Raw genomic sequence first — 25,008 nt, forward strand, 5'->3', positions numbered from 1 at the left:
GCGCCGCGCTTTGCTTCACACGGTGCCGATCTTCCACTGCTCCGGCGGCGGCGTGCCGTTGACCGCGTAGTCACCGACGATGCGCGCCTTGTACACCCGCGGGTTGTGCGAGGCCAGCGTGCGCGCGTTGCGCCAGAAACGGTCGAGCGCGTTGGGTTGCAGCGTGGCCGAGGCGCCGAGGGCGTCGAACAGCCGGCCGCCGGCGTTGATGATCAGGTCGGCGGCGATGTTCAGGGCCTGGCACACCTCCAGCTCGGCCACCTGCACGGCCTGTTCCTGGTCCGGGCTTTGCCGCGCCTGGTAGGCCCGCTCCAGCGCCAGGGCGTTCTGCGCGGCAATCGCCCCAGCGGCGTAGGCCGCGCTGCGCACTTCGCCGACCACGGCGAGAATCTGTGCGTCCTGCGCGGCGCGGTCGGCGTTGCCGATGCTGAAGGTGCGGGTGCGTACCGCTACCGCCTGGGCCACTTCGTCGGTCATGGCGCGGCCGATCCCGGCCAGGTTGGCGATGTGAAACAACTGCAGGTAAGCCGGCGAGTAGGCAAAGCGCTGTTCCTTGTCGAGCACCTCGTCGGCCTTGACCGCGACTTCCCTGAAGTGCGCGGTGCCACTGGCGGTCAGGCGCTGGCCGAAGCCGTTCCAGTCATCCAGTACTTCCACGCCCGCGGCGTCGCGGCGCACCGCGGCCATTACCCGCACACCGTCGGGGGTGGTGGCACCCACATCGATCCAGTCGGCGAACAACGCCCCGGTGCTGTAGAACTTGGTGCCCTCCAGGCGCCAGGCATTGCCATCGGCGATCAACCGGGTGGAGTAAGCATCCCGCTTGGCATCGCCGGTCTCGCTGTTGGCCGGGCCCACGGTTTCACCGCGGCCGAGGCGGGTCAGCCAGCGTTCGCGGTATTGAGGGTCGCGGTGCACCAGTGCGTTTTCGCTAAAGGCAAAATGGCTGCGCAGCGCCTGCACCAGGTTGGAGTCCGCATGGCCCAGCTCGGTGAGCAGGCCGAACAGCTCCGGCAGGGTCGCACCGGCGCCGCCGTACTCCACCGGCACCCGCAGGGCGGTAAAGCCGCTGTCTTTCAGCCAGCCCAGTTCGGTGGCCGGCAGCACCCGCTCCACCTCGCGCTGCACCGCGCCGGCAGCGATCTTGGCGAACAACGGCCGAAACGGCGCGGCCAGGCGCTCATAGCGCTCCGAAGGCGGCGCGCCCCAGGCGCGGGCGGTGGGGGAGGCAGGGGAGAATGCGGGCATAAGCGGGCCTTTGAGTGAGGTTGCGCGAAAAGGCCACGCTACTGGAGGGTGCAAGGGCGGGTTAAAGAACGATTGGGTATGAGGCTATTCCTGGCGTTTGTATAAGGCTTAAGGGCCCTTCGCCCTCCAGCGGCTGCTCGGATGGCGTACACTGGCGGCTACCTTGCCCCGTTGCCTTGAACCCCCTGCCCATGGATCTATCGCCCCTGCTGGCCCAGCTAGAGCAGCAACTGCCCCACTGGCTTGCCATTTACCTGTACGGTAGCCATGCCCGCGGCGAGGCGGGTGCTGGCAGCGACCTCGACCTCGCCGTGCTGGCCGACGGCCCGCCGCTGGACACCCTGCGCCTGTGGGACCTGGGCGAGCAGTTGGCAGCACTGGCCGGGTGCGATGTGGACCTGGTCGACCTCAAGGCGGCGTCGGTGGTGATGCGCTATCAGATCGTCGCCCATGGCCGCTGCCTCAAGGCCCGGCAGCCGGCGGCACACCTGTTCGAAGCGCGGGTAGTGCAGGATAAACTCGACCTTGACGAACTGCGCCGAGAACAAGTGGCCGACATACTGCAAAGGGGGTCTGTGCATGGCCGATGATGTATTGCTCAACAAGGCAGCGACCATCGAGCGCTGCGTGGCGCGGGCGCGTGAAGAGTATGACAAGGGCCCTGAGACCTTCGGCGAAGACTTTACCCGCCAGGATGCGGCGATCCTCAACCTGCAGCGTGCCTGCCAGAGCGCGCTGGACATGGGGCAATACCTGGTACGCCGAGAAGGGCTAGGGTTGCCGCAGAGCGCCCGAGAGGTCTTCGACCTGCTAGCTGCCGCGGGCATCCTGCCCGCTGACCTCGCGGCGGCGATGAAGCGAATGGTGGGGTTTCGCAACATTGCCGTGCATGAGTACCAGAAGGTTCAATTGCCCATCACCGTTGCAATCATCACTCAGCACCTGGGTGAGTTCCTGGCGTTCGCCAAGGTCGTTTTGGCGTACCCGGCGTGAGGCAGTTCACTCAAGCAATCAGAGCGTTCAATCGAGGATTAAAAGCCCTGATTTCTTTAACTGGTTTTACTGAGCGCATGGCCTGACTGGCCCATCGCCCGGCACAGCCGGCCTCCCACCAGATTTGTGTAAGTGCTTGATTTACGAGGAAATACAGAACTGGTGGGAGGCCGGCTGTGCCGGGCGAAGGGCCCTCGATGGCCCTCTAAATCTCCCAGCCAAAGATATGAAACCGCTCGCCCGGGAAGCGCACCCGGACCGGCAGCGAGTCCACTCGCCATTCGGCCGCCAGTGGCTGGTCGAACTGCGCCGGCACCAGCAGGCCGCGGGCGGGGCTGGAGAACGGCTGGCGCAGGTCGGTGGGCAGCGGGTTGGCGCTTTCCGCCGGGCTGATCACCGTGGCGCTGGCCCAACTGCCGTCGGGCAGGCGCACTTCCAGCTTGGAGCCGGGCGCGGAGTGGTCGACGTCTTTCGGGTCGAGGTAGATCCACAGCTGCGCCGGGCCGGTTTTCTCCAGGCGCAGCAGCGGCGTGCCGGGGCCGACGTTCTCACCTTCGGCGGCGATCACCTCGGCCACCCGGCCGTCGTAGGGCGCGGCCACGTTGAGGCTGGCCATCTGGCCTTGCAGCCACTTGCGCTCGGCTTCCTGTTGCTGGGCGTAGCGCGCCGCCTCGCTGGTGCCGGCGCCGCCGAGCTGGGCGCGCTGGAACTGCAGCAACTCGGCCTGGCGGTTATCCAGGGCGTTTTGCGCATCGACCAGTTCGCCACGGGTGGCGGCGTTGTCGTTGTACATCCGGCGCACTTCGCTGACCCGCTGCTGGGCGCGGCCGACCAGCGCTTGCAGGGTACCCAGCGCGCGCTGGTCGAGGGCCGCCAGGTTGCTGCCCGGCGCCGGCGCGGCCTGGCTGCCGTTGAGGATCGCCAGGCGCAGGTCCCACTCGGGGTTGTCGAGCTCGACCAGGGCCTTGCCGGTGTTTACGTGGTCACCGGCCTGCACGTGGATGGCCTGGATGCGCCCGGCTTGCCGCGCGCGGATTTCCAGCACCTGCAGGCGCACCAGCGCTGGCGCTTCGATGCGGATCAGGTCAAGGCCGTAGCGGCCAGCCAGCCACAGCGCCGGCAGCAGGATCAAGAACAGGATGAAGTACCAGCGCAGCTTGAACGCCAGGCGCTTGCCCGGGGCATAGAGCACTTGCAGGCCGCTGTCCTGGGTGGGGTGGCTTTCTTTCGGGCTGTTGAAGCGTATCTTCATGGGGCGCTCGGGTAGTCGTTCCAGGATTGCCAATCGATGCCGCCGACATTGGCCGGGGCCAGGGTGCTGCCCCAGTCGCGCGCCTGGCGCTGCAACACGGGGGCGGGGGCGTCATGCCAGGAGAGGTCGGCGGGTTGGTCGGCCTCGATGCTTTGTGCCAGGCGCATGTGCAGCCTGGGCCAGCGCTTGGCCAGCTCGGCGGCGCGGCGCGCGCTGTTCTGCGGGTTGCGGGTGTAGATCATCAGGCTCACCTGTTCCACCCCCACCCCGGGCAGCTCGCACGGCACGCACGGCTGGCGCCCGGCTTCCTCGGCGAACCAGCGCGGGTGGCTGGAAATCCGCAACGGCCAGGGGCTGGCCTGCTTGGCGGCACGCAGGGTGGCCAGCCAGTCGCGCAGGCGCTCGTCGGGCACCGGCCAGCCCAGTTGTTCCACTTCGAGGTCCAGGTGCAGGGCGTCGAACGGCAGCGCTTTGAACTGCCCGATCAACCCCAGCAAGGCCGGGCGTTGGCTGGGCTTGATCCAGCTAGGGTCGCCGAGCAGCAGGTTGACCTTCAGGCCCTTGGCGTGGGCGTCGCGCAGCAGTGCCTGCAACTGGCCACGGGTGGTGGCGGCGTTGGCCACCTGCACGGCGTTCAGGCCCAGGTTCAGTTCAGTGATTTGCGCCCGTTGCAGCGCCGCCAGTTGCCCGGGGCGCTGGCTGGCGTCGAGCAGCGGCTGGCTGTTCCACACGTACACGCCCTGGGTCCAGCGCGCCAGGCCCTGGCTCGGCGGGCTGTCGCTGCCCGGTGGCAGCGGCGCTTGCCAGCGCAGCAGGTCGGCGCCCATCAGTTGGGCGAAGTCCGGGCTGTCGTCGCTGAACAGGCGCAGGGCGGAATCCTGCAGCCACACCGCGTGCCAGGCGGAAATCTGCGCAAAGCCCGCGTTGTAGTGGTCTACCTGGGCCTGCAGCAGGCGCAGGCTGGCTTCGCCGGCATCCAGCGCGGTGCGCTGGCGGCGTTCGGTGATGATGTTGTCCAGCGCCTCGCGGCGTTCGCTGCGCCACACGTATTCGTTGAAGTTGCGCCGCTGTTGTTCGAGCACCTTGCCCAGCTCGCGCAGCAGGGTCGCGCGTTCGTTTTCCAGGCCGCGCAGGGCCGCCTGGTAGCGCTGCTCGCCTTCGTGCTGGCGGGCCGAGCCGTAGTCGAGCAAATCCAGCGGCGCGGAGAAGGTCACCCCGGCGCTCAGGCCGCTGCCGGCCTCGCTGGAATCGTTACGCTCCTCGCGGCTGCCGGACACGCTGAAGTACGAGTCGATCGCGGTGTACCACGGGCGCTTGCGGTCTTGCTCGGCGCTGGAGAGCTGGGCCTGGCGCTGGGCCATGCGCGGGTTGCTTTCAAGCAGGTCTTGCCAGGCGGTGAGGGGCTTGGGGTGCTCGGCCAGCGGTTCGGCCACCGGGGTGTCGCCAGGCTGCACGCTCACGCCCAGGCTGGCCAGGGCGGCGCGGGTGTCGGCGAGCAGGTCGGCCTGCATCTCGCAGCGGCGCGCCACGGCGGTCCATTCGCTGCGCATCAGTTGCGCGTCGGAGGGCAGTATCCATTTGTCGCGCAGGCGTTCATCCACCGTGGCCAAGGCTTGGCGCTGGGCCTCGCTGGCGCCCTGGCAGAGCTGCTGCTCCTGGGTGGCGCGCCACCAGTCGGCGTAGCTGCTGCGCAGCGCCAGGTGCTGGCGGGCGCGGGCCAGGTCGCGGTCGATCTCGCTGATGCGCGCGTCGCGGCTGGCCTCGTGCAAGGCCTGCACCCGGCGCTGCAGGGCGCCGAGCAACGGGTAGCGCACGCCGATGGCGTAGTTGCGGCCGTAGTAGTTGTCGCGCACGTCGCTGGTCACCAGCTCGTTGTAGCGGCCCACCCCGGCGCTGGCGAAAGCCTCCCAGCCGGTTTCGGCGTCACGTTGCTGGCCGATGGCCTGGCGTGCCTGGAATTCGGCGTCGGCGGCGGCCACGCCAGGGCCGTCACCGGCCTGCTTGAGCACCTGGTCGAGCGGCAGCGGCGCGGCCAGGGCGGTGAGGGGGGCTGCCAGCAATAGCGGCAGTAACGAGCGATAGGGCATGCGATAGGGTCTTGTACCGGTCATGGGGAAGGGTCAGAAACGGGTGGCGCGTTTGAGTACCCACCACGGCGCCATGCTGCTTTCCTCGTGGCCGCGGCGCAGGGTCTCGTTGAGGATTGCCACCGTGCTCCACAGGCGCAGGCCGTACATGGCCAGCGGGTAAATCGGCAAGATCCACAACAGCCGCAGGTCTTCGCGCTGGCGCTCGCTGACCATCACGATCAGCCCCAGGTAGAGCAGGGCGCACAGGGCGAAGTACAGGCAGTAGATCAACAGCCCATAGAACACGAAGGCCGAGAACGGCAGCACGAACAGCGCCACCAGGCTGTAGCCGAGGATGATGTACGGCAGCACCAGTTGGAAAAACAGCCCGCTGAGCAGCAGCATGAAGAAGTTGCGCCAGCCCACCAGCTTGGGGTTGAAGGCGTGGCGGTGCTTGCGCATGTAGACGAAGAACAGGTCGCCGTCCCAGCGCAGGCGTTGCTGCAAGAAGCCCAGCAGGGTGTGCGGGGCGTCGGTGTGGCCGATCGCCTGGGGCTCGAACGGCACGCGCAGGCCGTACTGGCGGAAGTAACTCTTGATCCGCAGGGTCAGGTCGAGGTCTTCGGCGGTGTGGGTGTCCCAGCCGCCAATGTGCTGCAAAAAGCTTTTGCGAAAGGCGCCGAAGGCCCCCGACACGTTGTTGACCAGGTTGAACTCCGACAGGCCGATCTTGGCCATGTGGATCGACAACAGATACTCCAGCGCCTGGACCCGCGCCACCAGCGACTGGCGGGCGTTGCGCACGCGCAGGCTGCCGGCCACCGCCGGCACCTTGGGGTCGGCGAAGTGGCGCACCATGCGCACCACCATGTCGTTGTCGAACGAGGTGTCGCCGTCGACGTTGATGATGATCTCGCCGGTGCTCAGCGCCAGGCCGGCGTTCAGGGTAGACACCCGCCCGCCACGCTGCCATTTGGCGATCGGCCGCACCAACCGGTTGGCCGGCAGCCGGGTGTTCTGTTTGAAGCGCCGCACCGCCGCGGTAGTGGCCTGGTTGGCGGCGGCGCCGTCGACCACCGGGATGATCTCAATGGTGCCGGGGTAGGTTTGCTCGGCCAGGGTGCGCAGGGTCAAACCGACGGCCTCGCCTTCGCCGTAGCAGGTGATCACGCAGCTCACCCGCGGCTGGTAGGTGCTGTGCAGCGGCACCGCGCTGCGGGTGCGGGTGAACCAGCGCAGGGTGCCGAGCAGCACCAGCAGGTTCATCGGCACCTCGAACAGCAGGAAGTACGGGAACACCATCAAGAACAGCCGCCAGTGGCCGTTGGGCCCGTAGATCTCCCCCAGCCAGGCGTTCCAGTGATCGAGCAACGCTTGCATCAGAGTTCTCCTCCGAGCCTCGCCAGCAATAGGTCGGCGTCTTCTTTTTCGATCAGGTCGCGCGGCGCGATGCAGCCCACCGTGCGCACCTGGATGTCTTGCAGGTCCTTGCCCACGAACAGCTCGCTGATGCGGTTCAGGCGTTCGGTCACCAGGCGCAGGCCTACGTCGTCGGTGTGCATCAACAGCAGCCAGAGGTGTTCTTCACTGGTGCGGGTGCAGCGGTCGGTGTCGCGGATCACTTCCTGGATGCGCTCGACCAGGCTGTCGAGCAGCGCGTGGCCACGCTGCGGGCCGAGCCGCTCGAGGGTGCGCCCGAGGTTGCGAAAGCGCACGCCCATCAGCACGAAGCTCGGCGCCTTGTGGCGCTGGATCAGTTCGATCTGCCAGTCGAGCAGGGTCTTGAAGGTGTTGGCGCCGACCATGGCGATGCGGCTGAAGTACTCCTGGGTGGTTTGCTCCAAGCCCTGGCGCGACACCAGCATGGCGGTTTCCGACAGCCGATAATGGTGCACCTCGCGCATCAGCAGTTCGTCCGGCGCGTGGTGGGTGCCGCAGTCCAGGCAGCGCGCTTCTACGTCAGCGTCGACGAAGAACGCCTTGCAGTTGTTGCAATGGTAGTTCTCCAGCGGCCGGTCGTAGTCGGTGCCGATGTGGCGCAGGCGGGTCAGGCAGTTGGGGCAGAGCAGCGCGCCGTCCTTGAGGAACTCGCCCTGCGGGCCTACGTGGCCGCAGGTGAAGCAGTGCATCGAGGGCTGGCGCTGGATGTCCAGCGAGTTGCACTCCACGCACACGTCGATGTAGTTCAGGTGGCCGGAGCCGCACTGCTTGCACAGGCGGATGCGGTCGATCAGCTCGGTGCTTTCGATCAGGTTGCGCTGGCGCAGGTTGGCGATCCAGATCTGCCCGTTGATCGGCCCGTCGGCCATGGCTTCGAGCAGCGGGTACACATAGTGCTGCGGCGAGTGCGGGTCGCGCACGGCGAGCAGCCGGCCGGGGGCGCGGATCCACAGGTAGGCCAGCAATTGCGCTTCGATGCCTTCGGGGTTGCGGCCGCGGTTGAACAGCTCATGGCGCTCGTGCCATTGCGCGTACTGCTGGTCGATGGCGCCGCGCGAGGCCGGCGGCTGGCCATCGCTGAGGGCGAGGACGTTGGCGCTGGCGCCGTCGGCGTAGATCAGCCGCAGGCGGTAATGCGGGTGGCGCCGCAGCGCCTGCAGCAGGGCCAGGGTGTGTTCGCCGGTGCCGTCGAGCAGCACCACGTCGAAGGGCCCGGCTTCGAGCAGCGCCTCGAGCTGTTCAAAGCGCTGCGAGGCGGGAAACAGCGGCACAGGGCGGCTGCCAAGTTCGGCAATACGGGGGGCTTGGGCGGCCATAAACGACAAATTCCAGTAGCAAAGTCCGCTGAAATTGACGCTGCGCTGGGGGGAAAGTTCTTAGTTCGCTAATTATTCTGTAGAGGTTTTGTATAGAAAATCGGATCCGCGGGCCCTGCGGCGCGGGGTGGTTCCGTGGCAGTGAAGGTATTTCCGACGGTTGGTTCGAGGGCCCTTCGCCGGCCTCCCACCAGGTTTGTGTAGGCCCCGGATTCACGAAAAACCCGTGGGAGGCCGGCTGTGCCGGGCGATGGGTCAGTCAGGTCATGCGCCCAGCAAAACCATTTAAAGAAAACAGGGCGTTTTATCCTCAATTCAGCGCTCTGATTGCTTAAGTGAACAGCACTCCGGCTGTGCCAGGCGAGAAACCCTCGAAGCCTAGTGATTCACCGTATGCGCCAACATCACCGACAACTGGCACAGCGGCCGGCCACTTTGCGCCTGCCAGTGGTTGAACGCCGCCTGCACCAGGGCGAGGTCTTTCTGGCTGGTCGGCCGCTTGTTCACCACCCCCTGCGCGACCAGCGCGGCGACCACGTCATCGCTGAGGATGAAGGTGTCTTTGCCAACCATTCGCAGGAACCGCGGCGCCGACAGCCCGCCCAACTGGTTGCCGTGCTTGGCCAGGTAGCGCCACAGGCCGACGATGTCCTGCTCGGGCCATTCGGCGATGAACGCGCCGAAGCTGCCGTGGGCGTGGGCCACGTCTAGCACCAACTGGGCATTGCGCGGCACGCTCTTGAGCTTGCCCAGGTGGCGGATGATGCGCGCATCCTGCATCAGCCGCTCGAGGCGTTCGGCGCCCATCAGCACGACTTTTTCCGGGTCGAAGGCAAAGAACACCTCTTCGAACGCCGGCCACTTGGCATCGACCAGGCTGTGCTTGAGGCCGGCGCGGAACACCCGCAGGCTCAGGGTAGACAGGTAACGCGCATCGGGCAGGGCGCGCAGCGCCGCGGCGCTTTGTGGCTGCGGCAGCCAGGCGTCGAGGGCGGCCTGCGAGCCAAAACGGTTGAGGGCGAAAGCCTGCAACCAGGCGTAGTCCTGCATCAATGCCCCCCGAGGGTTTTCGCGGTGTTCGCCAGGCGCAGGCCGAGAGCCCGGCACAGGGCGATTTCGTGTTCGTCCAGCGCGCGCTTGCCATCGGCGCCGGCGTGGTGGCTGGCGCCGTAGGGCGTACCACCGCCGCGGGTGTCGAGCAGCGCTTGTTCGCTGTAGGGCAGGCCGGTGATCAGCATGCCGTGGTGCAGCAGGGGCAGCAGCATCGACAACAGGGTGCTCTCCTGGCCGCCGTGCAGGCTGGCGGTCGAGGTGAACACCGCCGCCGGTTTGTTCACCAGCGCGCCGGTCAGCCAGAGGTTGCTGGTGCCGTCGAGAAAGTACTTGAGCGGCGCCGCCATGTTGCCGAAGCGGGTCGGGCTGCCGAGGGCCAGCGCGGCGCAGCCGGCGAGGTCGTCGAGGCTGGCGTACACCGCGCCTTCATTGGGCACCTCGGGCGCGCTGGCCTCGCAGTCGGCGCTGACCGCCGGCACCGTGCGCAGCCGCGCGGCCAGCCCGGCTTGTTCAACGCCGCGGGCAATCTGCCGGGCCATCTCGGCGGTGGCGCCGTGGCGGCTGTAATACAACACCAGAACGTAGGGCTCGCTCACGGCAGGATCTCCAGTACGGTTTCTGGCGGGCGGCCGATCACGGCTTTGTCGCCATTGACCAGGATGGGCCGCTCGATCAGCTTGGGGTGGGCGGCCATGGCCGCCACCAACGCAGCGTCATCCAGCGCCGGGTCGGCCAGGTTCAGCGCCTTGTAGTCGTCTTCACCGCTGCGCAGCAGGGCCCGCGCCGGCAGCCCCAGCTTGCCCAGCAAGGCGCGCAGGGTGGCGGCGTCGGGCGGGGTTTCGAGGTAACGCACCACGGTCGGCTCCAGGCCGCGGGCCTGGAGCAATTCCAGCGCCGCGCGTGATTTAGAGCAACGCGGGTTGTGGTAGAGGGTCAGGGATGGCATGGAAGGCTCGCCTGGGCAATGAACAGGCGGCTATTCTACTCACCCACACGCTGAAAACGAGGGCAAACCCCGTGTTGCATCGCTTCTATCGGCCGCTGCTGCTGAGCGCGGCCTTGCTGCTCGCGGCTTGCGGCGGTGACTACGGCCCCGACGAGAATGGCAACAAGGTCGCCCGTAGCGAGCTCAACGGCCACTGGCTGGTCCTCAATTACTGGGCCGAATGGTGCGGGCCGTGCCGCACCGAGGTGCCCCAGCTCAACGCCCTCGCCGAGCAGCTCAAGGGGCAGGGCGTGCAGGTGGTGGGGGTGAACTTCGACAACCTGCAAGGCGCTGAACTGCGCCAGGCCATGGACGCCTTGGGCATCCGCTTCCGGGTGCTGGCCAGCGACCCGGCGCCGCGCTTCGACCTGCCCAGCAACCAGGGCCTGCCGGTGACCTACCTGATCGACGCCGACGGCAAGGTGCGCGCCCAGTTGTTGGGCGAGCAAACCGCCCCCGGGCTGCTGGCGAAACTCAAGGAACTACGAGGTAGCTAACGCCCCGCCAACCACCCATTCATCGCGCGCGCAAGCCATGGCAAACATTTTTATCACAAATGGTGGATATAATCGTTCTCATTAACACGGTATGAGATGGATCCCATGGTTGAACGCGCGCTGTCTGACACACAAGCCTTTCACACCCTCTACTGCGAGAACCAAAGCTGGTTGCGCCACTGGCTGAGCCGCCGGCTGGCCTGCCACGGCGATGTGGCTGACCTCACCCAGGACACCTTCCTGCGGGTGCTCGCCAGCGCCCAGCCCATCGCCGACCTGCAAGAGCCCCGCGCCTACCTGAAGACCATCGGCCAGCGCTTGCTGGTCAACCTGTACAAGCGCCGCAGCCTCGAGCGTGCCTACCTCGAGGCCGCCGCGCGGTTGCCCGAGGGCTGCGCGCCCTCGCCCGAGCAGCACTGGGCGGTGATCGAAGCCCTGCAGGCGCTCGATGCGCTGCTCGACGGCTTGCCGCCAGCGGTGCGCCGGGCGTTTTTGCTCAGCCAGCTCGAAGGCCTCGGTTACCGCGAGATCGCCCAGCGCCTGGCGGTGACCGAGCGCAGCGTCAAGCGCTACATGGCCCAGGCCTACGAGCACTGCCTGTTGCTGGAGTTGTACTGAGCCGCGCGCCGCGCCGGCAGGCCTGAAATCCTTCGGGGGGCTGTCCCCTTTTTCGCGCTCGGTTGTCATGGCTAGTAACAAAACCATTGAGAGCGTGCCCATGGCCCCTTTGCCTGCTTGCCTGCCCCCCGCTGAACGCCCCGCCACCGTGCAGGGTTGCTCCAGGCCCTAGGCCCACCCGCTACCGCGACCTACAACCCTACGTTCAAGGATGACCGGGGCGCCCGCCGTCGCCCCTGCGTTTACGCGCCGCTTCACCCCCTGATGAGTGCAGCACCCACTTAAGAAGGCCGCGCAAGCGCCTTTGAACAGCGAGAGGAGAGCACCATGCCTAGCCCTGCCTTGGCTTCGCGCGCCAGTACCGAGCGCGCCGTGGCCACCTTTGACAATGCCGCCTACCTGAGCCGCCAGGGGCGGTTCGAATCCAACGTGCGTAGCTACCCGCGCAAACTGCCCCTGGCGATCGCCGAGGCGCAGGGGGTGTGGGTCACCGATGTCGACGGCCGCCGGTTCCTCGACTGCCTGGCCGGCGCCGGCACCCTGGCCCTGGGCCACAACCCCCCAGTGATCGTCGAAACCCTCAAGGCCTTTTTGGCCTCCGGGGCGCCGATGCACACCCTGGACCTCACCACCCCGACCAAAGACGCCTTCAGCGAAACCCTGCTCGGCCTGTTGCCCGGGCGCGGCGAGGATTACTGCCTGCAGTTCTGCGGGCCGTCTGGCGCGGATGCGGTCGAAGCCGCGCTGAAGTTGGCCAAGTTGGCCACCGGGCGCAGCAACGTGATCGCCTTCAGTGGCGGCTTTCATGGCATGACCCACGGCGCCCTGGCGGCCACCGGCAATACCGGCCCCAAGGCCGGTGTCGGGCCGCTGATGCCGGGGGTGCAGTTCATGCCTTACCCGCATGCCTACCGCTGCCCGCTGGGCATCGGCGGTGAGGCCGGTGAGCGAGCGCTGGCGCATTTCTTCAGCCAGTTCATTGAGGATGTGGAAAGCGGCGTGTGCCTGCCGGCGGCGGTGATCGTCGAGGCGCTGCAAGGCGAGGGTGGCGCCAACCCGGCGCCGCCCGCGTGGCTGAGGAGCGTGCGTGAGGTCACCGCGCGGCATGGCATCGTGCTGATCCTCGACGAAGTGCAGGCCGGCTTTGGCCGTACCGGGCGGATGTTCGCCTACGAGCACGCCGGCATCGAGCCCGACATCGTGGTGATGTCTAAGGCGGTCGGCGGCGGCCTGCCGCTGGCGGTGCTGGGCATTCGCCGTGGCCTCGACGCCTGGCAGCCCGGGGCCCACAGCGGCACCTTCCGCGGCAACCAGATGGCCATGGCCAGTGGCCTGGCGACCCTGCGGGTGCTCCAGGAAGACGGCCTGGCCGAGCACGCCCGCCAGCGCGGCGACTGGCTGCAGCAACAACTGCGGCTGTTGGCGCAACGTTACCCGGCGCTTGGCCAGGTACGCGGGCGCGGGCTGATGCTCGGGGTGGAAATCGTCGATGAGCGCCAGCGCGCCGACGCCACCGGGGCCTACCCCATGGATGTGCCGCTGGCCGCGGCGATCCAGCGCCAGTGCTTCGAACAGGGCTTGTTGCTCGAGCGCGGTGGCCGCCACGGCAGCGTGGTGCGCTTGCTGCCGCCGTTGATCATCGACCCGGCGCAATGCGCCGAGGTGGTGGCGCGGTTCGAGCGGGCGCTGCGCGCCGCGTTGGGTGAAACCCGTGGCTGAGCGCGCGCGGTCTCGCACCGCACCCGCCGCCACCGCGCCGCTGGCGAGCATGGCCCAGGTGGTCAGCGAGCTGGCGGCCACCCACGCCCTGTTCAACTGCCTGGTCAAGGAGTTTGCCTTGCCCCAGGGCTGCCTGCGCTACAGCTGGCCGCCGCATGTGCGCGGCATGGCGCCGGGCAGCTACCTGCGCGCCTTGCAGGGCGGCGGCATGCCGCTGCTGGTGGCGTTGCCCGAGGGCCGGCAATTCTTTGTGCTGGTCGACCGCCAAGACGGCCTAGGCAGCCAACGTTATCTGGGCGATGTGTACAGCCGCAGCGGTGAAGGGCTGTGGGCCTGCCCGGGGTTTGCCGAGCTGGCCGCGCAAGTGCTGGCCGCCTGCGAACAACTGGCCGGCGGCGGCAACCCCGAACTGCATGCCCAGGTGCTGCAGAGCCAGCGCATCACCGCGGCCATCGTTGCCAGCCAATGGGCCCAGCCGGCGCCCAGGCCGCTGCGCAATTACCTCGCCAGCGAGCAAGGCCTGTGGTTCGGCCACCCCAACCACCCGGCGCCCAAGGCGCGGCTCTGGCCCGCGCACCTGGCGCAAAGCACCTATGGCCCGGAGTTCGGCGCGCGGGTGCGCTTGCACCTGCTGCAGGTGCCACGGGCCGGTTTGCAGGTCGAAGGCAATGGCCTGGCGCCGGCGCAGGTGCTCAACGGCTTTGCCGACCAGCGCCTGGCCGCCGAAGGGCAGGCGCTGATCAGCCTGCACCCGGTGCAGGCCCAGCTGTTTTTGGCGGACCCACGGGTGGCCCCGCTGCTGGCCAGCGGCGAAGTGGTCGACCTCGGCGCGCAGGGGCCGATGGCCAGCCCCACGGCGTCGATGCGCACTTGGTACGTCGAAGGCCACGGCTACTTCATCAAGGGCTCGCTGAACGTGCGCATCACCAACTGCGTGCGCAAGAACGCCTGGTACGAACTGCGCAGCGCACTGGTGATCGACCGCCTGTTCCAGCGCCTGCACGCCGAACACGCCGCCTCGCTGGGCGGCGCGGCACTGGTGCGTGAGCCCGGCTCGGTGAGCTGGGCGCCGGCCCAGGCCAGCGAACAGGACGCCCATTGGTTCCGCGAGCAAACCGGCGCGCTGCTGCGCGAGAACTTCTGCCAGCAACTGCCGGCGGCCCAGGTGCTGATGGCCGGTACGCTGTTCGCCCGCGACCTGCACCTGCGCCCGCTGCTGCAACCGTGGCTGCAAGGCTTTAGCGGTACGGCGGCCAGCGACCAGGCCCTGCTGGGCTGGTTCGAGCGTTACCAGGCGCTGTTGCTGCGCCCGGTGCTGGCGCTGTTCTTCAACCACGGCGTGGTGATGGAGCCGCACCTGCAGAACACCCTGGTGGTGCACGCCGAGGGCCAGCCCAGCCAAGTGCTGCTGCGCGACTTCGAAGGGGTCAAGCTCACCGACGACCTCGGCGCGCGGCACCTCGAAGCCGGCGTGCCCGAGCGCGTGCGGCAGTCGTTGCTGTACCCGCGGGCCCAAGGCTGGCAGCGCATCGCCTACTGCCTGTTCGTCAACAACCTGGCCGAGGCGGTGCTGGCGCTCAGTTGGGAGCGGCCACACCTGGCCGCGCCGATGTGGGCCAGCGTGCGCCGGCAACTGGAGGTGATACGCGGCGAGCTGGCCGGCCCCGCGCCGGAGCTCGACGCCCTGCTCGCCGGCCAGGCGATCCCCTGCAAAACCAACCTCAAGGTGCGCCTGGCCGCCCAGGCCGACCGCCACGCCGCCTACGTCGAACTGCACAGCCCCTGGGGCCGGAGCCTGCCGCATGAGTAACCTGCCCGCCCCCGTACTGGGCGCGATCGCCCGTGCCCAGGCCGCCAGCAGCGACCCGCTGGCGGCCTTCATCTACGACCTGGCCGCGCTCACCGAGCATGTGCGCGGCGTTATGGCGCAACTGCCGCCCAAGGTCGAGCTGTACTACGCGATCAAAGCCAACAGCGAGGCGCCGATCCTCAAGGCCCTGGCGCCTTGGGTCAGCGGCTTCGAGATTTCCTCCGGTGGCGAGATCGGCCGCTTGCGGGCCGCCGGCAGCGAGCGCCCGTTCGTGTTTTCCGGCCCTGGCAAACTGGACTCGGAACTGCGCGAAGCCATGGCCCAAGGGGTGGCGGCCATCCACCTCGAAAGCCTCGGCGAAATCGACCGCGTGCAGCGCATCGCCCAGGCCCTGGGCCGGGTGCAAACGGTGTTCATCCGGGTTAACCCGGAGCTGCCGGCGGCGTTGTCCAGCCGCCTGGCGATGGCCGGTACCGCCACCCCCTTTGGCCTCGACGAGGCCGAAGTGGGCGTTGCCGTGCAGCGCGTCGAGGCCTGCAGCCACCTGCGCTTGCGCGGCTTCCATGTGCATGCGCTGTCGCACCAGTTGCAGGTGCAGCGGCACGAGCAATTGCTTGAGCTGTACCTGGCCCGCTGGGCGCAATGGAAGGCCCTGGCCCGCCGCCCCGAGGGCATTACCCACCTGAACGTGGGCGGCGGGCTGGGGGTGGACTACCTGCACGGCGAGCGCTTCGATTGGCCGCGGCTGTGCCGCTACCTTGAGCAGCGCCTGGCCGCGCAGGCGGATGCGCCAGTGCTGCGCTTCGAGCCGGGGCGTTTTATCAGCGCGTTCTGCGGTTACTACGTGATCGAGGTGCTCGACATCAAGGCCAGCCACGGCCAGCACTTTGCGGTGTGCCGCGGGGGTACGCATCAGTTTCGCCTGCCCGCCGCGCAAAGCCACGACCACCCGGTGCTGCACCTGCCCGCGCAGGCCCGCGCCAACCCCGGGCCGGCACAACGCTACACGGTGGTGGGGCAGTTGTGCACGCCCAAGGATGTGCTCAGCCGTGGCTGCGCCCTGGCCGGGCTGGCGGTGGGCGACCTGCTGGTGCTGCCGTTGGCCGGGGCCTATGGCTACAACATCTCCCATGCCGACTTCCTCTGCCACCCACGCCCGCCGCAGTACTTCGTGGGAGGTGAAGGGTGAGCCCGCGGGTACCGCGCGCGCTGGTGGTGGTCAACGTGTTGCTCGGGACGATCACCGTCAGCCTCAACAACAGCTCGTTGAACCCGGCCCTGCCGGCGTTCATCGACGCCTTCGCGCTGGGCCCGGTACTGGCGACCTGGATCGTCGCGGCGTTCATGGTCAGCATGGGCATGGCCATGCCCTTGACCAGCTACCTGGCCCAGCGGCTGGGGCGCAAGCGCGTGTACCTGGGCGGGCTGGTGCTGTTCGTGGGCGGTTCGCTGCTGGGCGCCGAGGCCGGTTCGATCGGCATGGTGATCGCTGCGCGGGCCGTGCAAGGGGTGGCCAGCGGGCTGATGATCCCGCTGTCGCTGGCGATCATTTTCGCGGTGTACCCCAAGGGTGAGCGCGGCCGGGTGACCGGCCTGTGGGGCGCGGCGGTGATGCTCGCCCCTGCGCTCGGGCCGCTGTGCGGCAGCCTGGTGCTGCAGGCCTTCGACTGGCGCGCGTTGTTCCTGGTCAACGTGCCGATCGGCTTGCTCGCGCTGGGCATGGGCTACTCGGTATTGCCCGCCAGCGAAGCCGCGCCGCCAGCGCCACTGGACTGGGCCGGCTACCTGCTGGCGGCCGGCGGCATCGGCCTGCTGATGGTCAGTGTCGGCCAACTGCACACGCCGCGGGGGGTGGCCGCCCCCGGCACCCTGGCCGGGCTGCTGGGCGGTATCGGCTGCCTGCTGGCGTTCGTTCGCCATGAGCTGCGCCACCCGGCGCCGCTGCTGCAATTGCGGGTGTTCGCCCTGCGCGGCTACCGCGCCAGCGTGGTGATCGCGGTGGTGCAGTCGGTCGGCATGTTCGAGTGCCTGGTGCTGGTGCCGCTGCTGGTGCAGATCGTGATGGGCCACAGCCCGTTATGGACCGGCATCGCGCTGCTGTGCACGGCGCTGGCGGCCAGTGCCTGCGGGCAGTGGGGCGGGCGCTGGCTCGACCGCCACGGCCCGCGCGGGCTGGTCGCCAGCGGCTTGCTGCTGACCGGCGCCGCCACCTTTGCCCTGGGCAGCATCGGCCATGACGTGGGCATGCCCCTGGTGTGCCTGCTGATGGTGCTGCGCGGGGCCGGGCTGGGGCTGTCGTACATGCCGGTGACCACCGCCGGCCTCGATGAGCTGCCCGAGGCCTTGGTGACCCAGGGCGCGGCGATGAACAACATCTCGCGGCGCTTGCTGTCGTCGCTGGCCATTGTGCTGGCCTCGCTGTGGCTCGAGCTGCGCGCCGGGGCCGGCTTTGCCAGCGCACCGGCGGCCACCGCCAGCGCCGTGGGCGAGGTGTTCTTCGCCACCGGCGTACTCATTCTACTGGCGCTGCCACTGGCACTGCGCTTTCCGCTTCCCCCTGCCCAGGGCGCGCCCGCCGCCCCTGAGCAGCGTTGAAAGGTACCTTCAGATGACTTCCCTGACCCCTTTGCACACCCCGGCGCCAGCGGCGCACAGCCTGGCCTGGCTGGCCACCGTGGCGCCGGCCACCCGCGAGCGCGTGGCGCGGCGGGTGGTGGCGCAACTGCTGCAAACCTTGCTGTATGAAAACGTGCTGCCCTACCAATGCCAGCCCAACCCGGCCGGCGGCCAGCATTTTTGCGTGGAGGGCCGTGATGCCGAGCAGGCACCGGTGTACTACCGCTGCGCCGGGCTGCTGAGCGAGAGCTTCGCGATCATCCGCCTGCGGCCCGATACCCTCGAGCGCGTCGATGCCCAGGGCCAGGCCAGCGCGCCTGAGCTGCACCAGGCGTTGGCCGAGCTGCTGGCGGCCTTCCATGAGGCGCCGCACTGGGCGCGCTTCGTTCAGGAGCTGGAGCACACCCTGCTCAAAGACCTGCAAGCGCGCGCCCAGGGCTACCAGCCGGCGGGCCCGAGCCAGGCGCTGGATGCCGACGCCCTCGAGCGGCACTTCATGGATGCCCACAGCTACCACCCTTGCTACAAGTCGCGCATCGGCTTTTCCCTGGCCGACAATCAGCGCTACGGCCCGGAGTTCGGCCAGGCGTTGGCGCTGGTGTGGCTGGCGATCGCCGAGCCGCTGGCCTCGGCCGCCTTCAGCGCCCGGGTCGACGGCCAGGCATGGCTGCGCCAGGCCTTCGGCGCCGAGCGCTGGGCGGCGTTGCGGCTCGACGGCTACACGTTGATCCCGGTGCACCCCTGGCAATGGGCCGAGGTGATCGCGCCGGCCTTCGCCGCCGAACTGGCCAGTGGGCAACTGCGCTACCTCGGCGAGGGCGCCCCGGCCTACCGCGCGCAGCAGTCGATCCGCACCCTGGCCAACGTGGCCGAGCCGGCCGCGCCCTATGTGAAGCTCGCCCTGAGCATCACCAACACCTCCAGCACACGCATCCTGGCCCGGCACACGGTACTCAATGGCCCGCGCATCACTGACTGGCTGCAAGGCCTGATCGCCACCGATGCCACGGCGCAACGCCTGGGCTTCGTCATCCTCGGCGAGGTGGCTGGGGTCAGCTTCGACTACCGCCACTTGCCGCTCACCCGCCAACCCCAGGCCTACGGTACCCTCGGGGCGATCTGGCGGGAGAACCTCAACACCTACCTCAAGCCGGGCGAGCAGGGCGTGCCGTTCAACGGCCTGAGCCAGCTCGACCACCTCTACGGCGGCGCTACGCCAGCGCCGTTCATCGCGCCGTGGCTCGAGCGTTATGGCGTGCAGGCCTGGGCCGAGCAGTTGCTGCGGGTCAGCGTGGCGCCGATCATCCACATGCTTTATGCCGAAGGCATCGGCATGGAGTCCCACGGCCAGAACATCGTGCTGATCCACCGCGACGGCTGGCCCGAGCGCATCGCCTTGAAAGACTTCCACGACGGCGTGCGCTATGCCCCCGCGCTACTCGCGCGGCCGCAGCGGGCCCCCGAACTGGTGCCGCTGCCGGCCAGCCACGCGCGGCTGAACCGCAACTCGTTCATCCTCACCGACGACGCCAACGCCGTGCGGGACTTCTCCTGCGATGCGTTTTTCTTCGTTTGCCTGGGGGAAATGGCGATTTTCCTGCACCAGCAGTTCGGCCTCGCCGAAGCGGCCTTCTGGCGCATGGCCGCCGAGGTGGTGCTGGCGTACCAGCACGCGCACCCCCAGCATGCCGCGCGCTTTGCCGCCTTCGACGTGTTCGCCAGCCACTATGAAGTCGAGGCGCTGACCCAGCGCCGCCTGCTCGGCGATGACGAGCGCCGCTTCAAGGCGGTGCCCAACCCGCTGCACGCCTACCGGGGGCCGCATGCTCAGAACTAACCTGCTCAAGGCCAAGCTGGCGGCCGGGGAGGTGGTGCATGGCTTGATCGCCTCGATCCCCAGCGCGGTGGCGATAGAACTGATCGCCGAGGCCGGCTATGACTTCGCGATCATCGACCTGGAACATGTGCTGATCAACCCGGAAACCGTCGAGCAGATGATCCGCACCGCCGAGAGCTACGGCCTCACCCCGCTGGTGCGGGTGCCCGACCTCGACCCCAAGCGCATGCTGCGCCTGCTCGACGGCGGCGCCCAGGGCATCGTGTTGCCGTGCGTTGAACACGAGCAGCCGTTGGCCGCCGCAGTGCGCGCCTGCAAATACCACCCCGAGGGCCAGCGCAGCCTCAATGCCGGGCGCCCTGGCGCCTTTGGCAAGCACAGCCTGGCGGAGTACGTGGCCCTGGCCAACGCGCAGATCATGCTGGTGGCGATGGTCGAGAGCCGCGCCGGTGCCGAGCGCGCCCGCCAGTTGGCGGCGGTGCCCGGGGTCGACATGCTGCTGGAAGGCGCGGCCGACCTGTCGCAATCGCTGGGCATGCCCTGGCGCATCGACCAGCCCGCCGTGCAACAAGCCCTGGCCAGCACCTGCGCGGCCGCGCGGGCGGCCGGCATCGCTTACTGCGCGATCCCGCGCCAACCCGGCGACTACCGGCGCTGGCGCGCCGAGGGTGTGAACGCCTTTGTACTGGGTGACGAGCGCGGTATCGCGTTTCGTGCCCTTCAGGCCAGATTGGCCGCCACCTCCCAACCCGAGGATTGCCCCAATGCCCAGCCATGACCTTGCCCGCGCCGAAGCGCAGGTGATGCAAGACCTGTTCGACTGCCTGCTGGCCGAAGACTTCTTCGGCGACCTCAGCGCCCACCTGGTCACCCCGCAGCGCTGGCAGGCCGCCCACCCGCACAGCCGCTTCGACCTCGACCCGCAACACGGGCGGGTTTGGGAGTGGTGCTATGACGCCGCCGAACAACGCTGCCTGGCCGCTGCCTTGCGCCCGGGCATCACCCAGCAGTGGGAGTTGGTCCCCGGCAGCGCGGTGCTCGCCCTGCAGGGCGACAGCGCCGTGGTGCTGGGCCCGGAGGCCTTCATGGCGCTGGCCCTGAAAGGCCTGGCCGGCACCCGTGCCGCGCCGGAGCAAGGCGTGGCGCTGTTTCTCGAGGTGCTGCGCACCAGTGTGCGGCAAACCGCGTTGTCGCAGGCCCACCGGGTGGCCAGCGAAGGCCTGATGGCCAAGGGCGGGGCAGCGTTTTTTCTGGCGATGGAGCAATGGGCGGCGTTGCGCGACCGGCCGTTCCACCCGCTGGCCAAGGCCAAGCAGGGGCTGGGCGATGAGCAGTACCAGGCGTACCAGGCCGAGTTCGACCAACCGGTGGCGCTGAACTGGGTGGCCGTGGCCCGCGGCAGCCTCAGCTTCGGCCAAGGCGTGGGCAGCCTCGGCGGCCCGCAGCCGGCGGATTACCTCCTCACGCCGGCGCAGCGCCAGGCCCTGGCCGCGGAACTCCACGCGTTGGGCATCGGCGCCAGCCACGTGGCGCTGCCGGTGCACCCTTGGCAGTTGCGCGAGCGCCTGCCTGAGCTGCTGGCAGGCGCATTCGAGGCGGGTGAATGCCGCGCGCTGGCATTTGACCAGGGGCTGTTCTACCCCACCTCGTCGTTGCGTTCACTGGCCGCCGCGGCCTCCCTGGCCGACCAGATCAAGCTGCCGATGGCGGTGTATTCGCTGGGTGCCTCGCGCTACCTGCCAGCGGTGAAGATGATCAACGCCGAGGCCAGCGAAGCCCTGCTGCGCCAGGGCCGCGAGCGTGACCCCGAGCTGCGCGAGCGCCTGCACCTGTGTGACGAAAGCAAGTGGTGGGCGTTCATGCCGGCCGGCGCCACGCTGTTCGACGAAGCGCCCCGGCACCTGGCGGCGCTGGTGCGCAGCTACCCGCCGGCGCTGCTGGGCGATGAGTACCGGCTGCTGCCAATGGCCGCGCTGGCCACGCCGTTGCCTGGCAGCGGCGGGCACTTCTTCGACGATTGGCTGGCGGCACGCGGCCTGGCGCGTGGCGCCGAAGGCGTGTTGCAGCTGTTTGGCGAGCTGTGCGAGCGGTTTTTCGACGTGAACCTGCGGATGTTCCGCCTCGGCATGCTCGGCGAGGTGCACGGGCAGAACGCGGTGCTGGTGTGGCGCGCCGGCCATGCCGAAGGCGTGCTGTTGCGCGACCATGACTCGCTGCGGGTGTACGTGCCGTGGCTGGAGCGCAACGGCTTGCTCGACCCGAACTACCGGATCCGCAAAGGCCACGCGCAAACCCTCTACCACGAGCGCCCCGAAGACCTGCTGTTCTGGCTGCAAACCCTGGGCATTCAGGTCAACCTGCGGGCCATCATCGAAACCTTGGAGCAGGCCTACGCGGTGCCCCAGGCCGACGCTTGGCGGGTACTCAGCGCCAGCCTGGGCGAACGGATCAACGCGATCGGCTTCGATGCCGAGGCCCACGCGATGCTGCGGGCGGAGCTGTTCGATGCGCCCAGTTGGCCGCAAAAATTGCTGTTGCGGCCGATGATCGAGCGCGGCGGCGGCCCGGGTAGCATGCCGTTCGGCAAGGGCCGGGTGGTCAACCCGCTGCGCCGGCTTGGCCCTGATGCGTGAGGCCGCCGGCGGGCTGCGCCGGCGCCGGTTGCTGCACGGCGGGCTGGCCCTGGCCGCTGCCGGGCTGTGCCCGCGCTGGGCGAAGGCGGCGCCGCCGCAACGGCTGATCACCTTGTTCCAGGGCGCGACCGACACCGCCGTGGCGCTGGGCATCCGGCCCTGCGCGGTGGTCGACTCGTGGAGTGAAAAACCCACCTACCGCTACCTGCGCGCGGCCTTGGCGGGGGTGCCCCATGTGGGCCTGGAAACCCAGCCCAGCCTGGAAGCCATCGCCTTGCTGCAGCCGGATTTGATCGTGGCCTCGCGGTTTCGCCATGAGCGGGTGGCCGGGGTGTTCAACCAACTGTGCCCCACGCTGATGCTCGAGGAGGTGTTCGAGTTTCGCCAAACCCTGGCGCTGATGGGCCAGGCCACCGGCCGCCAGGGCCAGGCCAGCGCCGTGCAGGCCGCCTGGGATGCCCGCGTGGCGGGGCTGGCTGGGCGCCTGCGCGCGCGCTTTGGCCAGCAATGGCCGTTGAGCGTGGCGGTGCTCGACCTGCGCCAGGACCACCTGCGCGCCTACCTGCCGGGCAGCTTTGCCGGCGCCGTGTTGCGCCAGTTGGGGTTTACCTGGAACGCCTACAGCCAGCAGGCCAAGGGGGTGTCGCTGAAAATCAGCAACCGCGAGAGCCTGCCGGTGGTCAACGCCGACGTGTTCTTCGTGTTCGGCCATGGCGACGGCCCGGCGCTGCAGCGCCAGTACGCCAGCCTCAGCCAGCACCCGATCTGGCAGCGCCTGGACGCGCCACGGCATGGCCAGGTGTGGCCGGTCGATGGCGTGGCCTGGGTGCTGGCCGGCGGCATTCTCGGGGCGCAGCGCATGCTCGACGACATCGAACGCAGCCTGCTCGGCGAGGCACCGGCATGAGCCTGCGCGGCAACTACGCCGTGCCGCTCGGGCTGCTGTTGGCCTGCGCGCTGCTGAGCCTGGCCACGGGCCCGGCCTGGATACCGCTGCCCACGGTGCTGGCGGCGTTGTTCGGCCACGACCCGCTCGATGTGCAGCAGGTGCTGGTGCTCGCCGCGCGGCTGCCGCGCACCCTGCTGGCCATGGTGGTAGGCGCCGCGCTGGCGGTGGCCGGGGCACTGATGCAGGCGATGACCCGCAACCCGTTGGCCTCGCCGGGGCTGTTCGGGATCAACGCCGGGGCCACCTTCGCCCTGGTGCTTGGCCTGGCCGCCGCCGGGCTGGGCAACCCCCAGCACTGGTTGTGGCTGGCGTTCGCCGGGGCGGCGCTGGCCGGTGGCCTGGTGTGGGTGGTCGGCAACCTCGGCCAGGGCGCGCTGAACCCGCTGCGGATGGTGCTGGCCGGGGCGGCCATCAGTGCCTTGTTCAGCGCCTTCAGCCAGGCGCTGCTGGTGATCGACCAGCAAGGGCTGGACACCGTGTTGTTCTGGCTGGCCGGCTCGCTCAGCGAGCGCGACCTGGCGGCCGCCTGGCCGTTGCTGGCGTGCACCCTGCTGAGCCTGCTGGCGGCCTGCCTGCTGGCGCGGCAGGTGAACGTGCTCAATGCCGGCGTGCAGATCGCCACCGGCCTTGGCCAGCGCACCGGTTGGGTCCGGCTACAGGCCGGGGTGCTGGTGATCCTGTTGGCCGGCAGCGCGGTGGCGCTGGCCGGTAGCATCGGTTTTATCGGCTTGATCGTGCCGCACATGGCGCGCCGGCTGTGGGGCACCGACCATCGGCGGCTGTTGCCCGGCTGCGCGGTGTTGGGCGCCAGCCTGTTGCTGGCGGCCGATATGCTCGCGCGGGTGTTGATCTTGCCGCAAGAGGTGCCGGTGGGGGTGATGACGGCGCTGTTCGGCGGGCCGTTCTTCATCGCCCTGGCGCGGCGTGGAGGGCGTTATGGATAACTCGGTGGCCTGGCGTTGGCGGGGGTTTTCCCGGCAGGTGAACCCTACGCGGTGGCGCCGCCTGGCCTTGGCCTTGCTGTGCAGCGGCGCCACGGCGCTGCTGGCGCTGGCGGTGGGCACCCTGCCGTTGTCGCCCTGGGCGGTGCTGCAAGCGCTGGCCGGGCAGGGCGACCCGGGCCAGGTGTTTATCGTCAGCCAATTGCGCCTGCCGCGGCTGCTGCTCGCCGGCTTGATCGGCGCCGCCCTGGCGGTGTCGGGGCTGGTGCTGCAGGCGATCATCCGCAACCCGTTGGCCTCGCCCGAGTTGCTGGGGCTGAGCAGCGGCGCCAGCGCCAGCGCGGTGTTCTACCTGGGCACCCTGGCTGGCAGTTGGGGCCTGGCCTACCTGCCGGCCGCGGCCATGCTCGGCGCGGGCGCCGCGGCCCTGGCCATCTACGCCCTGGCGTTCGCCCAGGGGGTGTCGCCGTTGCGCCTGGTGCTGATGGGGGTAGGGGTGTCGGCGATGCTCGGCGCCGCCACCACCTTCATGCTGGTGTTCAGCCCGCTGGCCACCACGCTGTCGGCTTATGTTTGGCTGGCCGGCAGTGTGTATGGCGCCGACTGGGCGGCGGTGCGCGGCCTGGCCGGGTGGTTGCTGGCGCTGTGGCTGGTGCTCGCGCTGCTGGCCCGGCAGGTGCGCGTGCAGCAACTCGACGGCGCACTCGCGCTGGGCCTCGGCGCCCCACTGCAGCGGCTGCGCGCGGCGTTGCTGGCGGTCAGCGTGGCGTTGGCCGGGGCCGCCATCGCTGCCGGCGGGGCGATGGCCTTCGTCGGCCTGATCGCCCCCCACATCGCCCGCCGCCTGCTGCCGGCGGGGTTTGCCGGGCAGGCGCTGATGGCCGGCCTGGTGGGGGCCAACCTGGTGATGCTGGCCGATTTGGCCGGGCGCACCCTGTTCATGCCGCTGGACCTCCCCGCGGGCATTTTTGTCGCGGTGTTCGGCGCGCCGTATTTTTTGTACCTGTTGATCAAACAGCGGGCTTGAGGGCA

At 69.0% G+C, this 25,008-nt stretch carries 22 protein-coding genes; 14 read left to right on the forward strand and 8 right to left on the reverse strand.

The window, feature by feature from the left end:
- Positions 1-15: 15 nt before the first annotated feature.
- Positions 16-1,248 carry an acyl-CoA dehydrogenase family protein gene (locus ACFZCE_RS19780; protein ID WP_390942107.1) on the reverse strand — a complete coding sequence of 411 codons (1,233 nt, stop codon included), beginning with the start codon at positions 1,246-1,248 and terminating at the stop codon, positions 16-18.
- 191 nt (positions 1,249-1,439) lie between these two features.
- Here ACFZCE_RS19780 and ACFZCE_RS19785 point away from each other — a divergent pair, with 191 nt between their 5' ends.
- Together ACFZCE_RS19785 and ACFZCE_RS19790 are read left to right on the forward strand one after the other, a co-directional pair.
- On the forward strand, positions 1,440-1,838 hold the full coding sequence (locus tag ACFZCE_RS19785) for a nucleotidyltransferase domain-containing protein (protein ID WP_390942109.1): 399 nt from the start codon (positions 1,440-1,442) through the stop codon (positions 1,836-1,838).
- On the forward strand, positions 1,828-2,241 hold the full coding sequence (locus tag ACFZCE_RS19790) for a HepT-like ribonuclease domain-containing protein (RefSeq protein ID WP_390942111.1): 414 nt from the start codon (positions 1,828-1,830) through the stop codon (positions 2,239-2,241). The genes ACFZCE_RS19785 and ACFZCE_RS19790 overlap by 11 nt, the downstream gene beginning before the upstream one ends.
- Before the next feature lie 205 nt (positions 2,242-2,446).
- On the opposite strand, the gene ACFZCE_RS19795 is transcribed toward ACFZCE_RS19790, so the two are convergent.
- From ACFZCE_RS19795 to arsC, 7 genes are all read right to left on the reverse strand, one after another.
- The gene (locus tag ACFZCE_RS19795; protein ID WP_390942113.1) at positions 2,447-3,493 is read right to left on the reverse strand and encodes an HlyD family efflux transporter periplasmic adaptor subunit; all 1,047 of its coding nucleotides are present in this window, start codon (positions 3,491-3,493) and stop codon (positions 2,447-2,449) included.
- On the reverse strand, positions 3,490-5,580 hold the full coding sequence (locus ACFZCE_RS19800) for a TolC family protein (protein ID WP_390942115.1): 2,091 nt from the start codon (positions 5,578-5,580) through the stop codon (positions 3,490-3,492). Before ACFZCE_RS19800 ends, ACFZCE_RS19795 begins: the two co-directional genes overlap by 4 nt.
- A gap of 33 nt (positions 5,581-5,613) precedes the next feature.
- A complete protein-coding gene (locus ACFZCE_RS19805; RefSeq protein WP_390942117.1) occupies positions 5,614-6,942 on the reverse strand; it encodes a glycosyltransferase in 1,329 nt (442 codons plus the stop codon).
- Entirely contained in the window at positions 6,942-8,318 is a 1,377-nt protein-coding gene (locus ACFZCE_RS19810; RefSeq protein WP_390942119.1) for a diguanylate cyclase domain-containing protein, read from the reverse strand. The genes ACFZCE_RS19805 and ACFZCE_RS19810 overlap by 1 nt, the downstream gene beginning before the upstream one ends.
- A 378-nt stretch (positions 8,319-8,696) precedes the next feature.
- Entirely contained in the window at positions 8,697-9,368 is a 672-nt protein-coding gene (locus ACFZCE_RS19815; protein WP_390942121.1) for a DNA-3-methyladenine glycosylase I, read from the reverse strand.
- On the reverse strand, positions 9,368-9,967 hold the full coding sequence (wrbA, locus tag ACFZCE_RS19820) for an NAD(P)H:quinone oxidoreductase (protein WP_390942123.1): 600 nt from the start codon (positions 9,965-9,967) through the stop codon (positions 9,368-9,370). Before wrbA ends, ACFZCE_RS19815 begins: the two co-directional genes overlap by 1 nt.
- Positions 9,964-10,317, reverse strand: coding sequence for an arsenate reductase (glutaredoxin) (gene arsC, locus ACFZCE_RS19825; protein ID WP_390942125.1), 354 nt, complete (start codon positions 10,315-10,317; stop codon positions 9,964-9,966). Before arsC ends, wrbA begins: the two co-directional genes overlap by 4 nt.
- A 71-nt stretch (positions 10,318-10,388) precedes the next feature.
- On the opposite strand from arsC, the gene ACFZCE_RS19830 reads away from it, so the two are divergent.
- From ACFZCE_RS19830 to ACFZCE_RS19885, 12 genes are all read left to right on the forward strand, one after another.
- Complete coding sequence (locus ACFZCE_RS19830; RefSeq protein ID WP_390942127.1) at positions 10,389-10,853, forward strand: redoxin domain-containing protein; 465 nt, start codon at positions 10,389-10,391, stop codon at positions 10,851-10,853.
- 105 nt (positions 10,854-10,958) lie between these two features.
- Positions 10,959-11,471 (forward strand): sigma-70 family RNA polymerase sigma factor, encoded by a 513-nt coding sequence (locus ACFZCE_RS19835; RefSeq protein ID WP_390942129.1) that lies wholly within the window; start codon positions 10,959-10,961, stop codon positions 11,469-11,471.
- 327 nt (positions 11,472-11,798) lie between these two features.
- On the forward strand, positions 11,799-13,190 hold the full coding sequence (locus tag ACFZCE_RS19840) for a diaminobutyrate--2-oxoglutarate transaminase (RefSeq protein WP_390942131.1): 1,392 nt from the start codon (positions 11,799-11,801) through the stop codon (positions 13,188-13,190).
- 49 nt (positions 13,191-13,239) lie between these two features.
- Positions 13,240-15,000 carry an IucA/IucC family protein gene (locus tag ACFZCE_RS19845; RefSeq protein ID WP_390942172.1) on the forward strand — a complete coding sequence of 587 codons (1,761 nt, stop codon included), beginning with the start codon at positions 13,240-13,242 and terminating at the stop codon, positions 14,998-15,000.
- Complete coding sequence (locus tag ACFZCE_RS19850; protein ID WP_390942133.1) at positions 14,993-16,189, forward strand: alanine racemase; 1,197 nt, start codon at positions 14,993-14,995, stop codon at positions 16,187-16,189. Before ACFZCE_RS19845 ends, ACFZCE_RS19850 begins: the two co-directional genes overlap by 8 nt.
- Positions 16,186-17,595: a DHA2 family efflux MFS transporter permease subunit gene (locus ACFZCE_RS19855; protein ID WP_390942135.1), complete on the forward strand. Its 1,410-nt coding sequence runs from the start codon at positions 16,186-16,188 to the stop codon at positions 17,593-17,595. The genes ACFZCE_RS19850 and ACFZCE_RS19855 overlap by 4 nt, the downstream gene beginning before the upstream one ends.
- Before the next feature lie 13 nt (positions 17,596-17,608).
- Complete coding sequence (locus tag ACFZCE_RS19860) at positions 17,609-19,453, forward strand: IucA/IucC family protein (RefSeq protein ID WP_390942137.1); 1,845 nt, start codon at positions 17,609-17,611, stop codon at positions 19,451-19,453.
- On the forward strand, positions 19,440-20,231 hold the full coding sequence (locus tag ACFZCE_RS19865) for an aldolase/citrate lyase family protein (RefSeq protein WP_390942139.1): 792 nt from the start codon (positions 19,440-19,442) through the stop codon (positions 20,229-20,231). Before ACFZCE_RS19860 ends, ACFZCE_RS19865 begins: the two co-directional genes overlap by 14 nt.
- A complete protein-coding gene (locus ACFZCE_RS19870) occupies positions 20,218-22,086 on the forward strand; it encodes an IucA/IucC family protein (protein ID WP_390942141.1) in 1,869 nt (622 codons plus the stop codon). The genes ACFZCE_RS19865 and ACFZCE_RS19870 overlap by 14 nt, the downstream gene beginning before the upstream one ends.
- Entirely contained in the window at positions 22,079-22,993 is a 915-nt protein-coding gene (locus ACFZCE_RS19875; protein ID WP_390942143.1) for an ABC transporter substrate-binding protein, read from the forward strand. The genes ACFZCE_RS19870 and ACFZCE_RS19875 overlap by 8 nt, the downstream gene beginning before the upstream one ends.
- Positions 22,990-23,979, forward strand: a complete 990-nt coding sequence (locus ACFZCE_RS19880; protein WP_390942145.1) for an iron chelate uptake ABC transporter family permease subunit — start codon at positions 22,990-22,992, stop codon at positions 23,977-23,979. Before ACFZCE_RS19875 ends, ACFZCE_RS19880 begins: the two co-directional genes overlap by 4 nt.
- Complete coding sequence (locus ACFZCE_RS19885; protein ID WP_390942147.1) at positions 23,972-25,003, forward strand: iron chelate uptake ABC transporter family permease subunit; 1,032 nt, start codon at positions 23,972-23,974, stop codon at positions 25,001-25,003. The genes ACFZCE_RS19880 and ACFZCE_RS19885 overlap by 8 nt, the downstream gene beginning before the upstream one ends.
- Positions 25,004-25,008: the final 5 nt, after the last annotated feature.

Origin of the sequence: Pseudomonas sp. NPDC007930, assembly GCF_042958985.1 — a bacterium.
In the GTDB taxonomy this organism is placed as follows: Bacteria; Pseudomonadota; Gammaproteobacteria; order Pseudomonadales; family Pseudomonadaceae; genus Aquipseudomonas.